14 protein-coding genes are annotated in these 15,020 nt (G+C 67.4%); 3 read left to right on the top strand and 11 right to left on the bottom strand.

Annotation, left to right across the window (positions count from 1 at the left end; genetic code table 11):
* Window positions 1-187: 187 nt before the first annotated feature.
* Window positions 188-331, bottom strand: coding sequence for a hypothetical protein (locus OHA25_RS60145; protein WP_327591308.1), 144 nt, complete (start codon window positions 329-331; stop codon window positions 188-190).
* 680 nt (window positions 332-1,011) lie between these two features.
* On the opposite strand from OHA25_RS60145, the gene OHA25_RS60140 reads away from it, so the two are divergent.
* Window positions 1,012-1,488 (top strand): hypothetical protein, encoded by a 477-nt coding sequence (locus OHA25_RS60140; RefSeq protein ID WP_327591307.1) that lies wholly within the window; start codon window positions 1,012-1,014, stop codon window positions 1,486-1,488.
* Window positions 1,489-1,952: 464 nt separating this feature from the next.
* A complete protein-coding gene (locus tag OHA25_RS60135) occupies window positions 1,953-2,327 on the top strand; it encodes a hypothetical protein (RefSeq protein WP_327591306.1) in 375 nt (124 codons plus the stop codon).
* A 189-nt stretch (window positions 2,328-2,516) separates the two neighbouring features.
* Here the strand turns inward: OHA25_RS60135 and OHA25_RS60130 are convergent, their stop codons facing one another.
* A complete protein-coding gene (locus tag OHA25_RS60130) occupies window positions 2,517-3,188 on the bottom strand; it encodes a hypothetical protein (RefSeq protein ID WP_327591305.1) in 672 nt (223 codons plus the stop codon).
* A 65-nt stretch (window positions 3,189-3,253) separates the two neighbouring features.
* Here OHA25_RS60130 and OHA25_RS60125 point away from each other — a divergent pair, with 65 nt between their 5' ends.
* Window positions 3,254-3,772, top strand: a complete 519-nt coding sequence (locus tag OHA25_RS60125) for a hypothetical protein (protein ID WP_327591304.1) — start codon at window positions 3,254-3,256, stop codon at window positions 3,770-3,772.
* On the opposite strand, the gene OHA25_RS60120 is transcribed toward OHA25_RS60125, so the two are convergent.
* The 9 genes from OHA25_RS60120 to OHA25_RS60080 all read right to left on the bottom strand — a co-directional run bounded on the left by OHA25_RS60120 (window position 3,738) and on the right by OHA25_RS60080 (window position 15,014).
* Complete coding sequence (locus OHA25_RS60120) at window positions 3,738-4,055, bottom strand: hypothetical protein (protein ID WP_327591303.1); 318 nt, start codon at window positions 4,053-4,055, stop codon at window positions 3,738-3,740. The genes OHA25_RS60125 and OHA25_RS60120 overlap by 35 nt on opposite strands.
* Window positions 4,056-4,268: 213 nt before the next feature.
* Entirely contained in the window at window positions 4,269-4,394 is a 126-nt protein-coding gene (locus tag OHA25_RS60115; protein WP_327591302.1) for a hypothetical protein, read from the bottom strand.
* Window positions 4,391-4,525, bottom strand: a complete 135-nt coding sequence (locus tag OHA25_RS60110; protein ID WP_327591301.1) for a hypothetical protein — start codon at window positions 4,523-4,525, stop codon at window positions 4,391-4,393. Before OHA25_RS60110 ends, OHA25_RS60115 begins: the two co-directional genes overlap by 4 nt.
* 260 nt (window positions 4,526-4,785) lie before the next feature.
* Window positions 4,786-4,923, bottom strand: coding sequence for a hypothetical protein (locus tag OHA25_RS60105; RefSeq protein ID WP_327591300.1), 138 nt, complete (start codon window positions 4,921-4,923; stop codon window positions 4,786-4,788).
* A gap of 864 nt (window positions 4,924-5,787) precedes the next feature.
* The gene (locus OHA25_RS60100; protein WP_327591299.1) at window positions 5,788-8,463 is read right to left on the bottom strand and encodes an FtsK/SpoIIIE domain-containing protein; all 2,676 of its coding nucleotides are present in this window, start codon (window positions 8,461-8,463) and stop codon (window positions 5,788-5,790) included.
* 94 nt (window positions 8,464-8,557) lie between these two features.
* Entirely contained in the window at window positions 8,558-9,601 is a 1,044-nt protein-coding gene (locus OHA25_RS60095; protein ID WP_327591298.1) for a C40 family peptidase, read from the bottom strand.
* 6 nt (window positions 9,602-9,607) lie between these two features.
* The gene (locus OHA25_RS60090) at window positions 9,608-10,180 is read right to left on the bottom strand and encodes a hypothetical protein (protein ID WP_327591297.1); all 573 of its coding nucleotides are present in this window, start codon (window positions 10,178-10,180) and stop codon (window positions 9,608-9,610) included.
* On the bottom strand, window positions 10,180-12,267 hold the full coding sequence (locus OHA25_RS60085) for a hypothetical protein (RefSeq protein ID WP_327591296.1): 2,088 nt from the start codon (window positions 12,265-12,267) through the stop codon (window positions 10,180-10,182). Before OHA25_RS60085 ends, OHA25_RS60090 begins: the two co-directional genes overlap by 1 nt.
* Complete coding sequence (locus tag OHA25_RS60080) at window positions 12,264-15,014, bottom strand: ATP-binding protein (RefSeq protein WP_327591295.1); 2,751 nt, start codon at window positions 15,012-15,014, stop codon at window positions 12,264-12,266. Before OHA25_RS60080 ends, OHA25_RS60085 begins: the two co-directional genes overlap by 4 nt.
* Between the last annotated feature and the right edge of the window lie 6 nt (window positions 15,015-15,020).

The raw sequence follows: 15,020 nt of genomic DNA, 5'->3' as shown, positions 1-15,020 counted from the left end.
CTGCCACCCTATTCGTCCTCTGGTCGGTCACCAGTCCCAAGGTCGCTGCGCCGACTGCGCCGGCGCTGAGCAGCGCGGTGGGCCAGTCGGCATGGGCGGCCAGAGTGAGCACAGGTGATCGCGGCCAGCACCACGGTGGCGAGCAGGGTGAGCAGCGCGGGAAGAGAAAACACCAGGACCTCATCCTTCACAAGCAGACGGGAGGGCCGGCGGCGGTCAGGTCATCGGCCCAGAACGTGATCAATTCCTCGGTGGTGAACCGATCGAACGGAGGTGTGAGCGGGACTCGGCTGCTCTTCAGCGCCCAGATCGTCACCAGCAGGGACGCCATCTCCTCCGAGGTGCAGGGGCAATCAGGGTGTCGGCAACCGCCGGGCCGCCCGCAGGCGCCCGTCCGAGAGGCCCGCGCGGCGGCGGGTGAACCGGCAGGGCGGGCGGTGGCCGGGCAGAGCGGAGCGTCGGGGGCGGCCAAGCGCAGCATCGAGTGCCCTTCAAAACGGGTGGGGGAAGGCAAGGAGAGGATCACGATGCCCGCCCCCGGTGCGGCGGCGCCAGCGGTCCAAACATGGTCGAACGAGGTCGAAAGCAGTGCGCGGACACCGGTGAAGGGCCGAACGCGAAGACCCACCGGGTCCCCCAGGAGAGTGCGGGATCATCGACCATGCCGCTGGCCGCACCTGTCACCGACGTCTTCGCCGAGCACCCTCCCCAATTGCTGGACGACGGCTTCCCCGATCTCATCTCCGCCCAGCTAGGCACACCATGGCAGGAGACGCCGCCCATGATCGAGTCCGTACCGGAGCCCTCGAGGCTAACCGCCGGCGACTCCCCCTCCACGCGGGCAATGCATAACTCCGTTGAGAAACCCATGATCAGGTGACGTCTTCGGCGGCGGCGCGAGGCTCGTCGCGGATGGCGGAACTCCGGGGCATCACTGCGCATTTGTTAAGCCACGGTCCAGCCCGTGATGAGATAATCCGCACCGGGGCTGACGTCTCACGAGAAGGGCGAGTGATCGTCGTGGTCAGACACATTTTACGCGTCCTCATCGCGCTCACTTCCGCAATGGTTCTCACCGCGGGACTGCCATCGTCATCCGCATCCGCCGCCGCAGACGTGCGGACCTTCAAGTTTCCGCCGCTGACGCGCAGCCCGCAGTTCCTGTACGGCGGTTGTCCCTACAAGATCCTCTACGGCAAATTCGGCAACGCGGTCTTCGCTCAGGTCGCCGTCTACTCCGGCTGTTCAGCTCCCATGAACGTGGCCATTTCCAGCACCGCAGGAGGCCTGGCCAAATGTGACGGTCAATCGTCGCACTGCCCGGTGCGGGGCGGGCAGGATGGATGCGGGACCTACCTCTGGTGGCAGGCGACCCTGGAGGTGACACAGGCTGAGCAAGCCAGGAATATGGCCGTGGCTTTTCCGGACGGGAGCGTCCGCTACTTCCATCCAACCCAGGGCGATCCCGTGAGCGGCAGAAACTGCTGACGAATTCATGGGCTGTTGCGGGGCCGGCAAGGCATCCCAGCCACGCTCCTTGGCAGACCGACTTCCGCGAGTACCGGCGCACCGAGAAGCAGCGCCGGAGCGGGCGGCGGGTCTACCCAATCGACGCCTTTACCAGCGTCCCGCGCCCCTCCCCCGTGATGGCCTGGACGCCCGACCTCCGAACACAGCGGCGGGGACGAACGCGTCCCCATAAGGAAGGTGTCCCCGAACCGGGCCAGACGCTGCCCCGGCGTTGCCGGCCACGGCCCCGCGAAGGGATCGGGCACCGGGCACGACGAAGGGCAGGCGCCTCCTCCGCTGCGCGCCCTACAGAGCGCAGGTCACAGGTCGGCGATTACCGCCAGGAGATCGAGGAGCTGCTCGTCGGGGTGCGGTGAATGGCGTTCCCGCTCGCTCGCTGACGCAAGTCCCGCGGCGAGCATGGCCGTGCTGACGGGAGGCGCATGCTGAGAACCCTGCTGGACATCGCGACGAACTGGACGGTGCGCGGGGAAGACCCGCGTCACGTCCGCTGCCGCCGGTGCGGCGAGATCCACAGCGAGGGCGCGGGCGGCGGCCACTTCCTCACGACCGCCTCATTCACCGCGCAGCAGACGGCTGAGGGCCAGGCCGTGAGCGACTCTCTGACCACCCCCGCCGAGTGGGTGTGCCCGTGCGGCCGCCGGAGCCCCATGGAGATAGGTGAACTGCTAACCAACGACACGCTGGTGAGCTGCCGCCGGAGATGGATCTGCCGCAACCGCTGGCGCGTCCCGGGCGAGGTGACGCAGATGACGTGCCCCTGCTGCTGGACCGACCAACCGGGGCCAGCAGCGTAGCAACTGGCGCCTCGCTCCCCGGCACGGTGGGCCTCGACGGCGGATCTCCGTCCAAGAGAAATGTCGCCGACGTCCTCGCCGCGCTGACGTCGCGCGATCAGGTCCAAGATGCGCGCCTTTTCATTGTCGCTCATGCCGCTCATAACCCGGGAGCGTACGGCGATCCCCCTGAGAATGCCGTCCGACCAGCTAACGATGACGAGGAATCCAGCTCCGGGGATTGCGCTGGTAGCGGTCCGGCTCGACCGTCAGGAGCGGCGTTCCCGTTACAGTGAGGACCTCGGTGAGGCTGGAGCAGCCGGTGGCGTGTTGCGCGGCCAAGACGATCCGGGCGGAGGCCTCGGCGTCCTCGAGGGGATCGGCGTGGTGGGTGAGCAGTTGGATTCCGTGTTCGTCGCAGTTCAGGCCAGCCTCGGGAAACAAGACGTAGGCCAGGCCGACCGAGGTGTAACTGTGCACGCCATGCTCGGTGGCATGCTTGGCGGGCCAGACCCGGCGGGCCAACTGTAGGGAGCACGCGTAGGTGAGTGATGGCCACGGGGCGCCGACGTCGTCACAGCCACGACGCAGTGCCCCTACGTCGTGGCCCGCGCCATGGGCGACGACCGGCCGCCCAGCGATGAAGTCGGCCATGTCCGGCCAGGCCTCGACGAACAGAGGCGCCTGGTCGTATCGCTCGCGGGTGATCTCCTCCCGAGGCTGTTCCCAGGTGCGATAGGGCCTGCCCGGTGTACGGACCAGCCAGGACCGCCGGTCCACAATGCGCCCGTTCCGAACCGCCACCCATCCCAGGTACAGCGGACTGAGCCTCCTGTTGGCGCACTGGGCATCGAGCGCCACCCACGAATCCTCCACGGTCACGGCCTGACGGTAGGAGACGCCTCCGACAACTCGGGGTCTCTGCGGCTCATCGGTCGCTGGGGAGTTTGGCGACGACCGTGTTGATTGAGCGACAGGAGAGTGTCAGCGGGCCGCGGCCGCTCGGAGAAGTACGTCCGCAACTTCTGGCGGCCCCAGGACGGATTTCCCGCGCCGAAGGGCGGCGGCCTACCCGGCACACCACCGGCCCCGATCCCGAACTCTACGACGAGGCTGCCCTGGACGCCTGGCGCGCCCGGACCCTGGCGCAGCCGACCCCGTACCCGATGCCGGCCGAGGCCGACCAGATGCGCACCCTGGGCGGCATTGCCCGGCTGCTGGGCGTGGACGGCAAGACGATCAGTCAGTACCGGCACGCGATCGAGGCCCGGGTGCAGGACCGCGAACAGCGGGGCAGCCGCACCCTCTACCGGATGCGTGAGGTCATCGAAGCACTGAACGAGATCCGGCGCGGTCCCGGGGTAGCGGCCGATCCGGAGCATGACCGCCGCAGAAGATCACCAGGCCAGAAGCCCCCTACGACTGAGCGTGTCAACGTTGACGCGAGGCTTCCAGGGCGCGTTTGAGCCGCGGTATCGACTCGTCAGGAACCGCGTTCTGCAGCTGCGCTCCGGTACGCGTGGCCAGATCGCCCAGCGTTTCGTAGGGCAGCATCCGTCCCATCTCGGTCAGCAACATCACGGCGGCGTGGAGTGCGCCCAGGGGCACAGCCACCTGAGGATCGGCCGCGTAGCGGTCAACGGTCGCCGTGCTCCACTGGTGGCCGAGGTAAGGCGCGTTGTCGAGCAACGCGTCGGCCAGCTGATCGCGCCGAGCCCGATCCTGCGGCTGGTCGGTGATCGCAGTCATGAAGTCCCCCTCACTGTTCTGGGGGGCGCTGAGATGCTTTCCCCTTCCCCGACCTGTGCAATCGCTTCGCGCGCAGACCCGGACCGAGGCACCCGGTAGGACGGCCGTGATCAAAGTCTTCGGCAAGGGAAAGGGGTACTCACGAAGGCACGTTCAGCGTGAGATGGCGCGGTCGGCCTCCGACGCGCGGCTGAACCGTCGCCTGAGCGTCGGCTACTCGCCAGCCAGGGCCTCGTAGGCGGTGGACCGGCCGATCTTCAAGGTTCGGGCGGCTTCGGTGACGCTGACGCCGTCGGCGACCAAGCGGCGTAGCGTGGCCAGTTCGGTGGGGCCGATCACGCGGGGTCAGCCCCGCTCTTCTTCTTGCCGGGCAGCATGGCGCCGGCGGTTTCGCGGCGCTTGGCGGCGGCGATCCCCTCGGCCTGACGCTCGGCGCGCAGCTCCAGCTCATACTGGGTGTCAGCCCACATAAGCCAAAACCCACATTGAGTGGATCTTGAGTGGATCCCTACTGGTGGACAGCCGTTGGCGCTGAGAACGATCTTGCTAGGGGTGCCAGCTGGCAGAACGGGATGCAGGGTGGCGAACTGCTGGTCAGCGTCGCGCGAGTGCTGCGTAGGCGGTGGAGCGGCCGATTTTGAGGGTGCGGGCGGCCTCGGTGACCGAGACGCCGTCGTTGACCGCGTACCGACTTCTCATTTGACAAATCTCCTTTCTGATTGTGTCGTGATCACCGCTGGAAGATGTGACGGATCTCGTCGATGGCGGCGAGCACGTCGTCCCACGTCCAATCGCTGATCTTCTTTGTCAGCGCTGCAAGTGCGAGGACGGCGAGGAATAGGGAGACGCCCAGCAACTGCAGGTCCACGGTCGGCCTACCGTTGCCTGGGCGTGTGTGGTGTTCGTGTGGCGGAGGGGCGCCGTTGGGCAGATTATTCCGATCTCGCATCCTTGCTCGTCGCCTCCTTAGTGGTTCCAGCCGTTGTGGTGGTGACATCGCGGCGCGATGTCACCACGTGCTGAGCGCTTGTCGTGGAGGGCCGTCGGCGACGGCCGCGTCGCGCTCTGTCCTGTGGAAATTCGATGGGCGTGGTAGATGTGTCGTCGTCGACCACCAGATCGAGCGCACGCAGCGCGGTTCGGGCACGGCTGACGGGGCCAGGGTCACCAACCCGGAGAGGCCCGTCCCCTCCTCGCAGGACCGCCGCGATCAGTCTCTCGGTGAGCTGACGGTAATAGTCGTTCTCGTCCCGCAGCTCCCGCACAGCATGCTCGAGGCGAGTCAACCGAGTGTCGTGATCATGTGTAGGCGTGCCGGATGTCCGCTGGTCGGCAGCTCGTGGTTCGGATCGGTCGCAGGCAGTCGAGAGGCTCGGCACCAGCGTGAGTTTGGCTACGGTCGGCGGTGCTGTTTTCCCATCACCGCTGGGGGCGTTGTCGCGGTCACCAGTCATGAGCTGATCCTTTGCGTCTCGCCTTAATAATTGAGCTAATTACATGCAATATATATGACTTGCTCCGCAACGGGTGGCGGTGACGTCGGCCAATCTGGCTTGCGCCGCGGTCGTGATCCCGCCTGCCTAGGTGATCAGGCAGCGGATCACGAAGTTGAGTGTGATCGGCACGAGCGCGAAAGCTAGGGCGAAGAGGATCATGTTCAGGGCGGTCGGTCGCCGCATGGTTGTTCTCCTTGATCAGGGTCGTTGTGGCGTGTATGTCGGGTGATCACGCTTCAACTGGCCAGTTGGACATAGTCGTCATCTCGGTATTCGGGGCTGTAAGGGTTGCCGCGATCGTCGCGGCAATCGATCGTGCGCCGACCCTGGTTGCCTGGGTGGACGGTCCAATCGTCGACGGTCACCACGATTTGCTTGATGGGCTCGTCCGGGTCAGTGATGAGGATCCGCATGCCGACCTCCAGTTCGGCGACACGAACCCATGCGCCGCCATCCAAGAGGGCAAGAGCGCCGTCCTCATCCAGGTCCGCGACGATCTCATCGAAGGGATCGATGTTCGCGCTGTGTTCCTGTTCCGGCTCTACCCCCTCCGTCGAGGGCGGGTCGTCTTGCTCCTGGTCGGGATGGGCTTCGCTCGGGAACAGGACGGAGCTGCTCAGATCCCACACCCGTGCACGGCTCCGTGGACCGCTTCCCATAGGTCGGCGGACCGTCCGCCGACGGGTCTGGGTCTTTTTCTCGAGTTCCGTCTCCAGCTGTCCCGTGGCCATCAGGGCCTCGTCTATGGCGTCGCGGTCGAGGTTGAAGTCTTGCTCGATGCCCCGGGCTACGCTCGCGGCCACTTCGAGCGTCTCTTTCGGATGCAGGAAGACGCGTCGCCGGCCGTGGCTGTCGTCAATGCGGCCCAGCCAGACGCCGTCCGGTTGAAGGGCACCGCCACGTTCCCGGCTCCAGCCGTACAGGGTGGGGTCGCCGGCCGGTGGTTTGCCAGGCTCTCCGGTCAGATGGGCAGCGCCGGACTGCAGCGCGGTCCGGACCAAGAACATCAGCTGCTCGGCGGCCTCGGTGGGGCTTGCTGCGTCGGCCGGAGTCGACTCCCAGACAAGATCCGGGTCACGGTCGTTGGCAGGCTGCGGTCCGTGCCACACCGTCCCTTCGGGTATCAGGTCGTACAGGATCTGCAGGTCCGGGTCGGTGCGTTCGTCCACGGCCGCCCAGTGCACTTCGACCGGATTCGGCACGTAGAAGACCTGGGCGTTCCGGGGGCCCTTGCGGGTCATCACCACGGCGCGGCCCTGGATGTCGGGCACCGTCGTGCCGATGTGCCGGGATTGCCACATCATTTGTGCGCCCTCGGGACTGAGCGCGGTCAGCGAGACGCGGAAGCGGAAGTTGTCGCGACTCCCCTCTGGGAACAGCGTGGCATCGGGGCGCTGCGTGCCAATCAGGAGGTGGATGTTGGCGGAGCGGGCCATCGCGGCCAGCCGCTTGACCTTGTTCAGGACGGGGTGCTCGCCCTTGTTCTTGGGGTCTTGCTCCTTCCACCATTCGTTGACGGCGTCTCTGAAGTCGAGGTACTCGTCGAGGATCAACAAGACACGCTTGTAGTCTGAGGGCCGCTTCTTCAGGCTCGTGATCTCGGCGTAGCGCGCCTGCATCAGGTCGAAGACGTCGTCCACCACCTTGACCATGTGGGGGACGTTGGTGCCGGTGGCAATCTCGGTCACGCCGGGCCAGCCGATGAGGCCCAGCAGCTCGATGCACTTCGGGTCCACGCCGCGCACGTCGATGCCCAAACGGCAGGCCGCCAAGGCCAGAACAAGGATGGCGTTGGTCTTGCCTCCGCCGGTGGGGCCGACGATGAGCGCGTGGGGCCGGGCGGTGTTGCTGAGTTGCCAGCCCACCACCTCGCCGTCCTCGTCGACCGCGAACGGCAGGACGAGCTCGCCATCGAACATCTGTTGCATGACGCTCACCGGGTGCACCGGTGGGAATACCTTGGTGGGCAACTCGCGGCGTCGGCGAATAGTCAGCTTGTCGGCCGGCAGGTCCCACTCCCCGACCGCGGCGTTGGCGTCCCCGTACAGGATCGTGGCGTAGTACTCCACGATCCTGAGTTGGTTTTCCGGATTGGCTGTGCGGGGGTTGGGCGGGAAGGTGACCTCCATGACCTCGGCGGGAAAGCCCTTCGCGTCCGGGGTGGTCTCGGTGATTTTGACCGTGGCGCCTGGCAGGATCTTGCTGACCACTTCCGTGGCTCGCTGTTCGGCAACCTCGAGCGGGTCGGGCTCTTTCTCGTCCGGCCGGTTGACGACCTCCCACTCGATCTTGTCTTCGGTGGGGCGCGGGTGCAGCTGCACATGTAGGTCGAAACTGCGGTCGAACACGTGCTTGAGCGCCGATAGCACGTCGGGGGCGCTCTCGTTAACCCCCTGTCCGGGAAAGATCTCTCCTTGGTGGGGAACTAGGGTCTGCCATCGGGTGACGGTCACACTCTGCCCGGGTGGCTCTCCCGACTTGACCACCGGCGCGATCTTCTCGTGCAGCCGCAGCAGGATCCGGCGACGGTCACGGGTGCGGCGAGCCGCGCGCACAACGGCTATCTCGGTGCCGACCGCCGCCAGGATCACCGGCGGCAACAACGCATAGAAGAGGAAGAACCACAGTCCCGCCAGTGCGAGCAGCCAGAATGTGGCCAGTATCTTGGCCAGGCGTGTCCACGGGTTGACCGGTGTCAGGCGGTTGGCGGCGGAGGCGAGACTCGCGACGGCGGCGGCGCCCAGGCCGCCGACGGCCAGGCCGCCGAGCAACCACAGTGCGGTACCCCACTGGCCGATGAGCAGACACCCGGCAACCGTGCACGCGCCGAAGACGATCACGGCGGCGATCGCGCGCTGCCAGCCGGGGGGTGCGGGCGTTGGTTTGCTGGGATGGCGGACAGGCGAGGTCATGACGGATCCTGATCGGGCAGGGAACGGGAACGGGACGCTCTATTGGCGGCCGTTGCACGTCGTGGCCGCGAGCTGGTGCAGGTTCCGGCGCTCGTCATCGTTGATCGTTTCCTGCTGGCTGGAAGAACCGTTGGATGGTGAACATGCGCCGGTTGACGTGGCGGGCGTAGCTTTCGACACGAACCTTCGCCCCGGTGTGGGGGGCGTTGAGCATCTGCTGCCGGGCTGGGTCCACGATGATGCCTACGTGCCCGATCGTGTAGGGCCCGAGGTAGCTGTCGTAGAAGACCAGGTCTCCCACGCGGGCTTCGGCTTCCGGCACCGTGATCGCATGCCCGTTTTTGCCATGGCGCCATTGCGCGTGCGCGGTGCGGGGCAGGGCGATACCCGCCGCGGCGAAAGCTTGCTGGGTGAGACTGCTGCAGTCGCAGTTGGTGGTGGCGGCGGAGTCCGGCTCAGGGCGGGTGCAGGAACCGCCGTACCGGTATGGAGTGCCCACGAACCGTTGCGCATAGGCGAAGACCTTCTCCAGGGCTCCGGTGGGCAAGACCCCAGGCGTGCTGCTGGGGCAGGCCTGGGTGGTAGCCGCCTGCGCGGCGTCCGCGACCTTGTCGACGATCTGCCTCGCCGCCTGCTCGTGCGTGGCGTAGGCGGCATCTCCGCGCAGCTGCTGCGAGATTTGGGCCAGAGGCAGAGCGGTCCATCCATCGATGCGCGTCAGCCGGTCGAAGAAGGCTGTAGCGGCTGCCACCGGATCCATGATTTGTTCGGGTGTGCTCTGACCCGGGGAGGGCCTCTGCTGAAACAGCCCCAGGGCGCCGGCGTCACCGGCGGCCTGGTTCTGCAGCCCGGACTCGTGGACCGCGGCCGCGACACCGATCATGGCGCCTGTGTTCCAGACGTCGTCCGGCAACCGCGCACGCGCCACACTGGCGATCGTTGCCGCGTGGGTCATTTGCTGCGCCGACCAGCGATTCCAGGGCTGTTGGGGGGCAGCGGCTTGCACGCATCGGGCAGAATCGTCGGCTGTCTGGCTGTGCGCCGATAGTCCGATGCCGGCCATTTGGCTGGTGCACGCGCCCAGGACCGCCACGACCAGGGCTAAGGCTCCGAGGAGGCAGAACACGATCTTCAGCACGGTGGCTCACCCCCCGATGGTCTCCAGCAGCAGGGACGAGGCGAGCCAGCGGTCGTCCGTGAGAGTCAGCGTGACCAGGACGGGTCCGGCGTCGGTGGGCACTCTCAGGTGGGCGAAATCATCGCCGCGTTCGACGAGCTGCGCGGACCCGGTGAGCTCTGTGGCGGGGATCGTCGAGAGGTCGACGTCGGCGAGCTGCCGGTACAGATCGGTCGTGACGTAGGGGGCCAGGTCCTTCCGCCAGCGTCGGCGGTCGCCGCTGGCGGTGGCCCAGGCGGTGACGACCACTTCGGCGACATCCACCGGGTCTTCCACTTCGGCCTGCGGTGCACCGTCGATGGGTGGCTCGGCTTCGCGTGCGGGCGTGACGGTCTGTGCGGGCGACGGCGTCGCCACGGCGAGAGCGGAGGAGCTGAGCGTCCCAGGTGCTGGAGAGGCAGGTGCGGCGGCGGTCTGCGGTGCGCCTCCGCAGCGGCCGAGGAGAAGGACGCACACGCCAAGCGCGACCACGATGGTCCAGAATCGGCGAGGGGAATACATCGGCCAGCGCAACACGGCCCGGAACAGGCTCGCGAACATTAGTCGTCCCCCTCGCTTTCGCTGTCTGGCGAAGAAGTGCGGACCTCATGGGCCGGATCGTCGGGGCCGCTGTAGACGACGTACACGACAGTGCCGTCCTCGTCGACATTGCGCTCCCCGACGAGGGGCGTAGGCCCGGCGTCGGTTCCGCGCGGGGCTCGTGCCTCTCGGCTGCGCGTCTCCTCCGGGCTCCTCGGCTCCCCCGGACGTGGCCGACGGCGTCCCTCATCACCGCCGGTTCTTCCCTCTTCCGAACCCGTGTGGCGGGGCACCCAGGGGTTGGCATAGTCGGGTTCCTCAGGGAAGGGGTCCTCTTCTCCGGGGCCGGGCCGCCGGGTAGAGCGCCTGTTGGGGTCACGGGTTTGTACCCAGAACCGCAGATAGCGGTAATCAACGTTGTCTGACGGCCGCCAGTCGGGATCGCCACCGGCACGCTCCCGTCGCCGGCCACCACCGCCGTCACCTCCGCCGCCACCACCACCGTCATCGTCGTCATCGTCGATGGGAGGAGGAGAGCCTGCCGACCCGCCACCACCGGGTCCCCCGCCAGGTGGAGGACGACGCCCGCTTCCACCTGCCGTTGGGCCCCAAGGAGGCGGCTTCCTCGGCCCACCACTGGTACCCAGGACGAGGGCGCGCGTCTTCGATAGCGCCCAGTATCCGAGGAGCCATCGCATGGACCTGGGGAAGACGTTGTTGCCGCGTATGCGTCGAATCACGACGAACAGCACGACGGTGAGGATCAGATACAGCAGCAGAGCGCTCGGCAGGTTGATCTGGGCATCGCGGCCCAGGAGCTCGCGGGCCAGGAGGCCACTCAGTCCCGAGCCGACCGCGTACAGAAGGGCGCTGAGCACGCTGCCAGCGGTGGCCTGGAGGGCCTGCTTCAGCACGTGGGCGCCGGGAAGATGCAGTCCGACGACCAGCAGCAGGGGTAAGATGATCACCACCATGCGCACGGTGATCAACGCGAAGACGACCGCAAGAGAGGCAACCAGGTCGAAGAAGCTGACCACCACCGCGGCGATTAGCGCCATCAGCCCGGTCGCGGCACGGTTGGTCCCTTCGCCGGTCAGGTATTGGTAAGCAGCGGGATCTTCTTCCTTGATCTGGGCTGCCGTCTTCTTCCACGTCTCGCGTTTGGCCAGGATGACTTTGCTCAACTCGTTCGGCTGGCGCGCTTCCTGCAGGGAGATGGCCTGGCATTGAAACAGGGTCGGTCCGTGCTTTTGGGCCGTTGGGGAGTCAGGGTCGCCGAACACGCCGCGCAGCCATGACCGGTACAGCACCGCCTCCACCAGCAGCCCACTGTGCGCCGCTTGCGCGTTGGGGGCGTCGGCCTGGCCGACGAATCCGGCGTGGAAGTTGCTGATCGTATCGGTCACCACGACGTCGGCGGCATCGCCCGGCGTCGTGGGAAAGCGCCACAGTGCCGCCCACATGGTCAAGGCCACGACCAGCCACGCCACCATCCGCATCGCCTGGGGGAGGTCACGGCGGTGGGCGATCCAGGCGAGGGACAGGCCAACCAGGATGATCGAGGGACCGAGCCAGGCGGCCACACCGTCGGACACCGCCCGGGTCGCCGCGGCGACCGTCTCATCGAGCCGGTCGACCACCGTGGGAGAGGTTGCCGCGCGATGGGCGCTGTTAGTGACCGCGACCACCATGGTGGCGATGTCCAGCATTATCTGGCCAAAGTAGGTGTCGGCCACCGCACCGTAATTGAGGATGGCGGCGGGGCCGCAGCCCAGGTCGTACCGATTCCAGACCAATCCCGCGTAGCCATAGATTTCGGGGATCGTGACCGTGGCGTCCGGGCCGAAGGCCTGGCCCGGACGGCCAGCTGGCGGAGCCGTGGACGGTGGGGGGTCGAAGGTGGCGCCGACGCTGGCGGTTGGCAGTTGCGCGTCCCGAGGGTCGCCTTCGCAGTCGAGGTTGGCGCTCTCGGCCGCGACAGCCGCAACACGAGAAGAGGATGTGCCGGCATGAGCAGGCCCGCCCATGCCGGCAAGGAATACCACGGCCACAGCGACGGCCGCGAGGCGTGCGCCGGCGTGCATGATTGCGCGGTGGGTGCTGGTCATGGTTGCTGCAGCTCCTCACGTCGGTCGTGTGGGTAGGGAAGTTGCCGACGGGGCTGGCGTGACAGGGTGCTGTGGTCGCGGCCCTGCTGCAACTGGCTGGGATCGGCGGTGGTGTCCAGCGCTGCACGCAGGTGGGGCAGGGCGTGGATGTCGTTGAAGATTCTCTCGATGCCGCCGTTTCCGTCGGCGAAGATCCATTCGCGGTATCCGGTCCGGCCCTGGCCTTGGGGATCGCTGGGCGACAGACCCGCGAGCAACTGCTCGTAGCCGACGCCTCGCTCCAGGCCGAGGAGCTTGAGGGCGTCGGCCTGTTCTTGCTGCCCCACGGTGCGGCCGACGAAGGCGGCGGCCAGCAGGTTGGCGACGCCGGCGACCAGCAGATCGCCGGCGTTCTGGGAGGCGGTCAGCACGCGCGTGTTGCGTTTGCGGGAATCGCGTGAGGTGCGGGCGACCAGGTCACGGCCCACCGCATCGCGGGTCAAGGCGTGGGTTTCATCGAAGACCAGCAGCTTGCGCTCGGCTCGAGGCCGCTCGTCTATTTCGCGCCTGGTCAAGTAGGCGGCCAGGTGCAGGAGCGGCACGCTGAGCTGCTCTTCGATGCTGCGCTCGCGGGCGGGAACGTCGGGCCGTGGCAGGTTCAGGCCGCGCAGCATAAGGACGGTGAGGCGCCGCGTGGACAGATCGCGACCGGAGTCCAATTCGTGGCCGGCCGGGAAGAACAGCGCTGCCTGTGGCATGTCGCTGAGACGCTCCAAGCTTCGTCCCAAGAGTTGGGCTTCCTGATCCAGGCCGTAGCCGCTGAGGCTCTTGAGGGCAGCGATGACCTCCCAAGGAGATGAGCGATGCGAGGCGTCGGCGGCCGCCACGGCCTCCTCAATCGCGAAGATCGACTCCCTTCGGACGAGGTCGGGGGGCAGGAGCATGAGCAGGATGTCTCGGCATAGCTGGCGGCGCTGCGCCATGGCGTGCGTCTTGGCCGTGTAGAAGGCCTTCTCGGCTTCCGCCTGGGTGCGCCGATTTCCGTGATCGTCGTAGAAGCAGTCCTCCCATTTCGGATCGGCGATCACGCGATAGGGGCACAGTGTGCCGGGCTCGGCTCGGAGCAGGTCCACCCCCAGGGCATACGGGGCCAGTTCAGGCAGCAGGCACAGCCGATCGAGCATGCCGCTGGGGTCCAGTACGGTGGCGGGGACACCCGCGCGGACCGCCCAATAGACGATCAGCCCGATGAGGGTCGACTTGCCGGATCCCAACCCGCCCACGATGGGCGTCAGGCCGGACTGCTCGGTGACCTCGGTGCCGTACCAGGGGTGCCAAAGCGCGGCCCGGGCACCGCGCCCGCTGGTGTAGCCGAGGGGGAACCCGTGCCGGTCTCCCACGAGGGGGGTGGCGGCCGGAACGCCGCCGGCCAGAGTCCGCACGGACATGCGGCGGCGGTGAGCTACTGTCGCCAGAGGCTCTCCGGGGATGAACTCACGGGCCATGGCGTACTGGGGAGCGTCGTGCACAACGGTGACGGTCGGTTCGTACAACTGCGCGACCTGCCCGGCGCGGCGTAGTGCTTCCTCGCGCGTGGTGCCGGACACCGCCAGGCGGAACCATCCCTGCACGCGCGTGTGCACCCCCGACATTCCGTGGGTCTGCTCGTCTTCGATCTCCCGGGCGAACGCGGCTTGCCGCGATAGCGCCGCTGGGGGCTCCTGGCCGTGATCTTCTGTGTAGTGGGAGACCTGAGATCGGATCCGGGCCATCTGGCTGCGCATCTCGGCGAGCACCTCGCCGGGTGGGCGAACCTCGATGGTGGCTGCCCACTCGACGGGGAAGGGCAGGTTGTCCGTGAGCTGCATCCATCCTTCGGGATAGGCCTCGGGTACGCGACCGATCGAAAGCACGGCCACGTGCCGAGTCAGGGGTTCTCCAGCAGGGCCAGCGCCGGTCACCGTGACGGTGGGATCAAAGGGGTCGGCGTGCCACTGTGCTCGTGCAGTGAACTCGCTCAGATCGGTGTCGTCCCAGATGCCGCCCTCGGCGGGGGCCAGGGCGTAGGGCACGGGTGCGCGGGCTTCCGGATAGGGCCGCGGCGCGGGCAGGCCGAGCCCGCACGAGCGATGCATTAGGTACTCGAGCTGGGCCGGCGTGGCGGGGCGTGCCCGCAGACCGCGGCCCGCCAGGGCCTCGGTCACCTTGCGAAGCTTTTCGAACGTGCTGCGCGCCTCGTGGTCCAGTGCGCCCTTCCATAGCCGGCCAAGCATGCGACCAGTGAGCTTGCGGTCGGCGATGTCCACGCCGAGGAAGACGGCCTTGTCGGAGATCGGCCAGGCTCGCTGCATGTGGATCTGCTGCGTGGCCAGGAGGTCGTACCAGCCGGCCCCGGGCACGCAGGTGTCGCAACCGGGTTGGGACCGCGTGGGGTGTTCGGGGCACGGGTTCGGCAGCGGGTGGGGGGTCTGGTCATCCAACGCGCGCGCCCATTCGCGGGTGGCGAACGGCTTGCTGGTGATGCGCAGATGCAGGCGATGTCCGACGAGTTCGGCGAACCGGCTGGCCATCGCGGTGATGAGCGCATTGCACTCTGCGTCAGTTCGGAAGGACCACCGCTGCGGGGCCAGGACGTACCAGGCGGTGATGGTGGTGTCGGTCAGCAGAAGGTGGCCGATGATGCCGCGGGCGGCGATGCCGGGGTCGTAGGCAGGGTCCGCGCGGCGGGTGGCGAACCGGATCGAGGCTTTGGGCCGGGTGGCGACCACACCCGA

Origin of the sequence: Nonomuraea sp. NBC_00507 (assembly GCF_036013525.1) — a bacterium.
GTDB lineage: Bacteria > Actinomycetota > Actinomycetes > Streptosporangiales > Streptosporangiaceae > Nonomuraea.
This window is presented reverse-complemented; position numbering and strand designations above follow the sequence as displayed.

Coding starts and splice junctions, on each gene's coding strand:
- OHA25_RS60145 (WP_327591308.1), bottom strand. CDS start 331: ATGGCGTCCCTGCTGGTGACGATCTGGGCGCTGAAGAGCAGCCGAGTC.
- OHA25_RS60135 (WP_327591306.1), top strand. CDS start 1,953: ATGCTGAGAACCCTGCTGGACATCGCGACGAACTGGACGGTGCGCGGG.
- OHA25_RS60120 (WP_327591303.1), bottom strand. CDS start 4,055: ATGACTGCGATCACCGACCAGCCGCAGGATCGGGCTCGGCGCGATCAG.
- OHA25_RS60110 (WP_327591301.1), bottom strand. CDS start 4,525: ATGTGGGCTGACACCCAGTATGAGCTGGAGCTGCGCGCCGAGCGTCAG.
- OHA25_RS60100 (WP_327591299.1), bottom strand. CDS start 8,463: ATGACCTCGCCTGTCCGCCATCCCAGCAAACCAACGCCCGCACCCCCC.
- OHA25_RS60090 (WP_327591297.1), bottom strand. CDS start 10,180: ATGTTCGCGAGCCTGTTCCGGGCCGTGTTGCGCTGGCCGATGTATTCC.
- OHA25_RS60085 (WP_327591296.1), bottom strand. CDS start 12,267: ATGACCAGCACCCACCGCGCAATCATGCACGCCGGCGCACGCCTCGCG.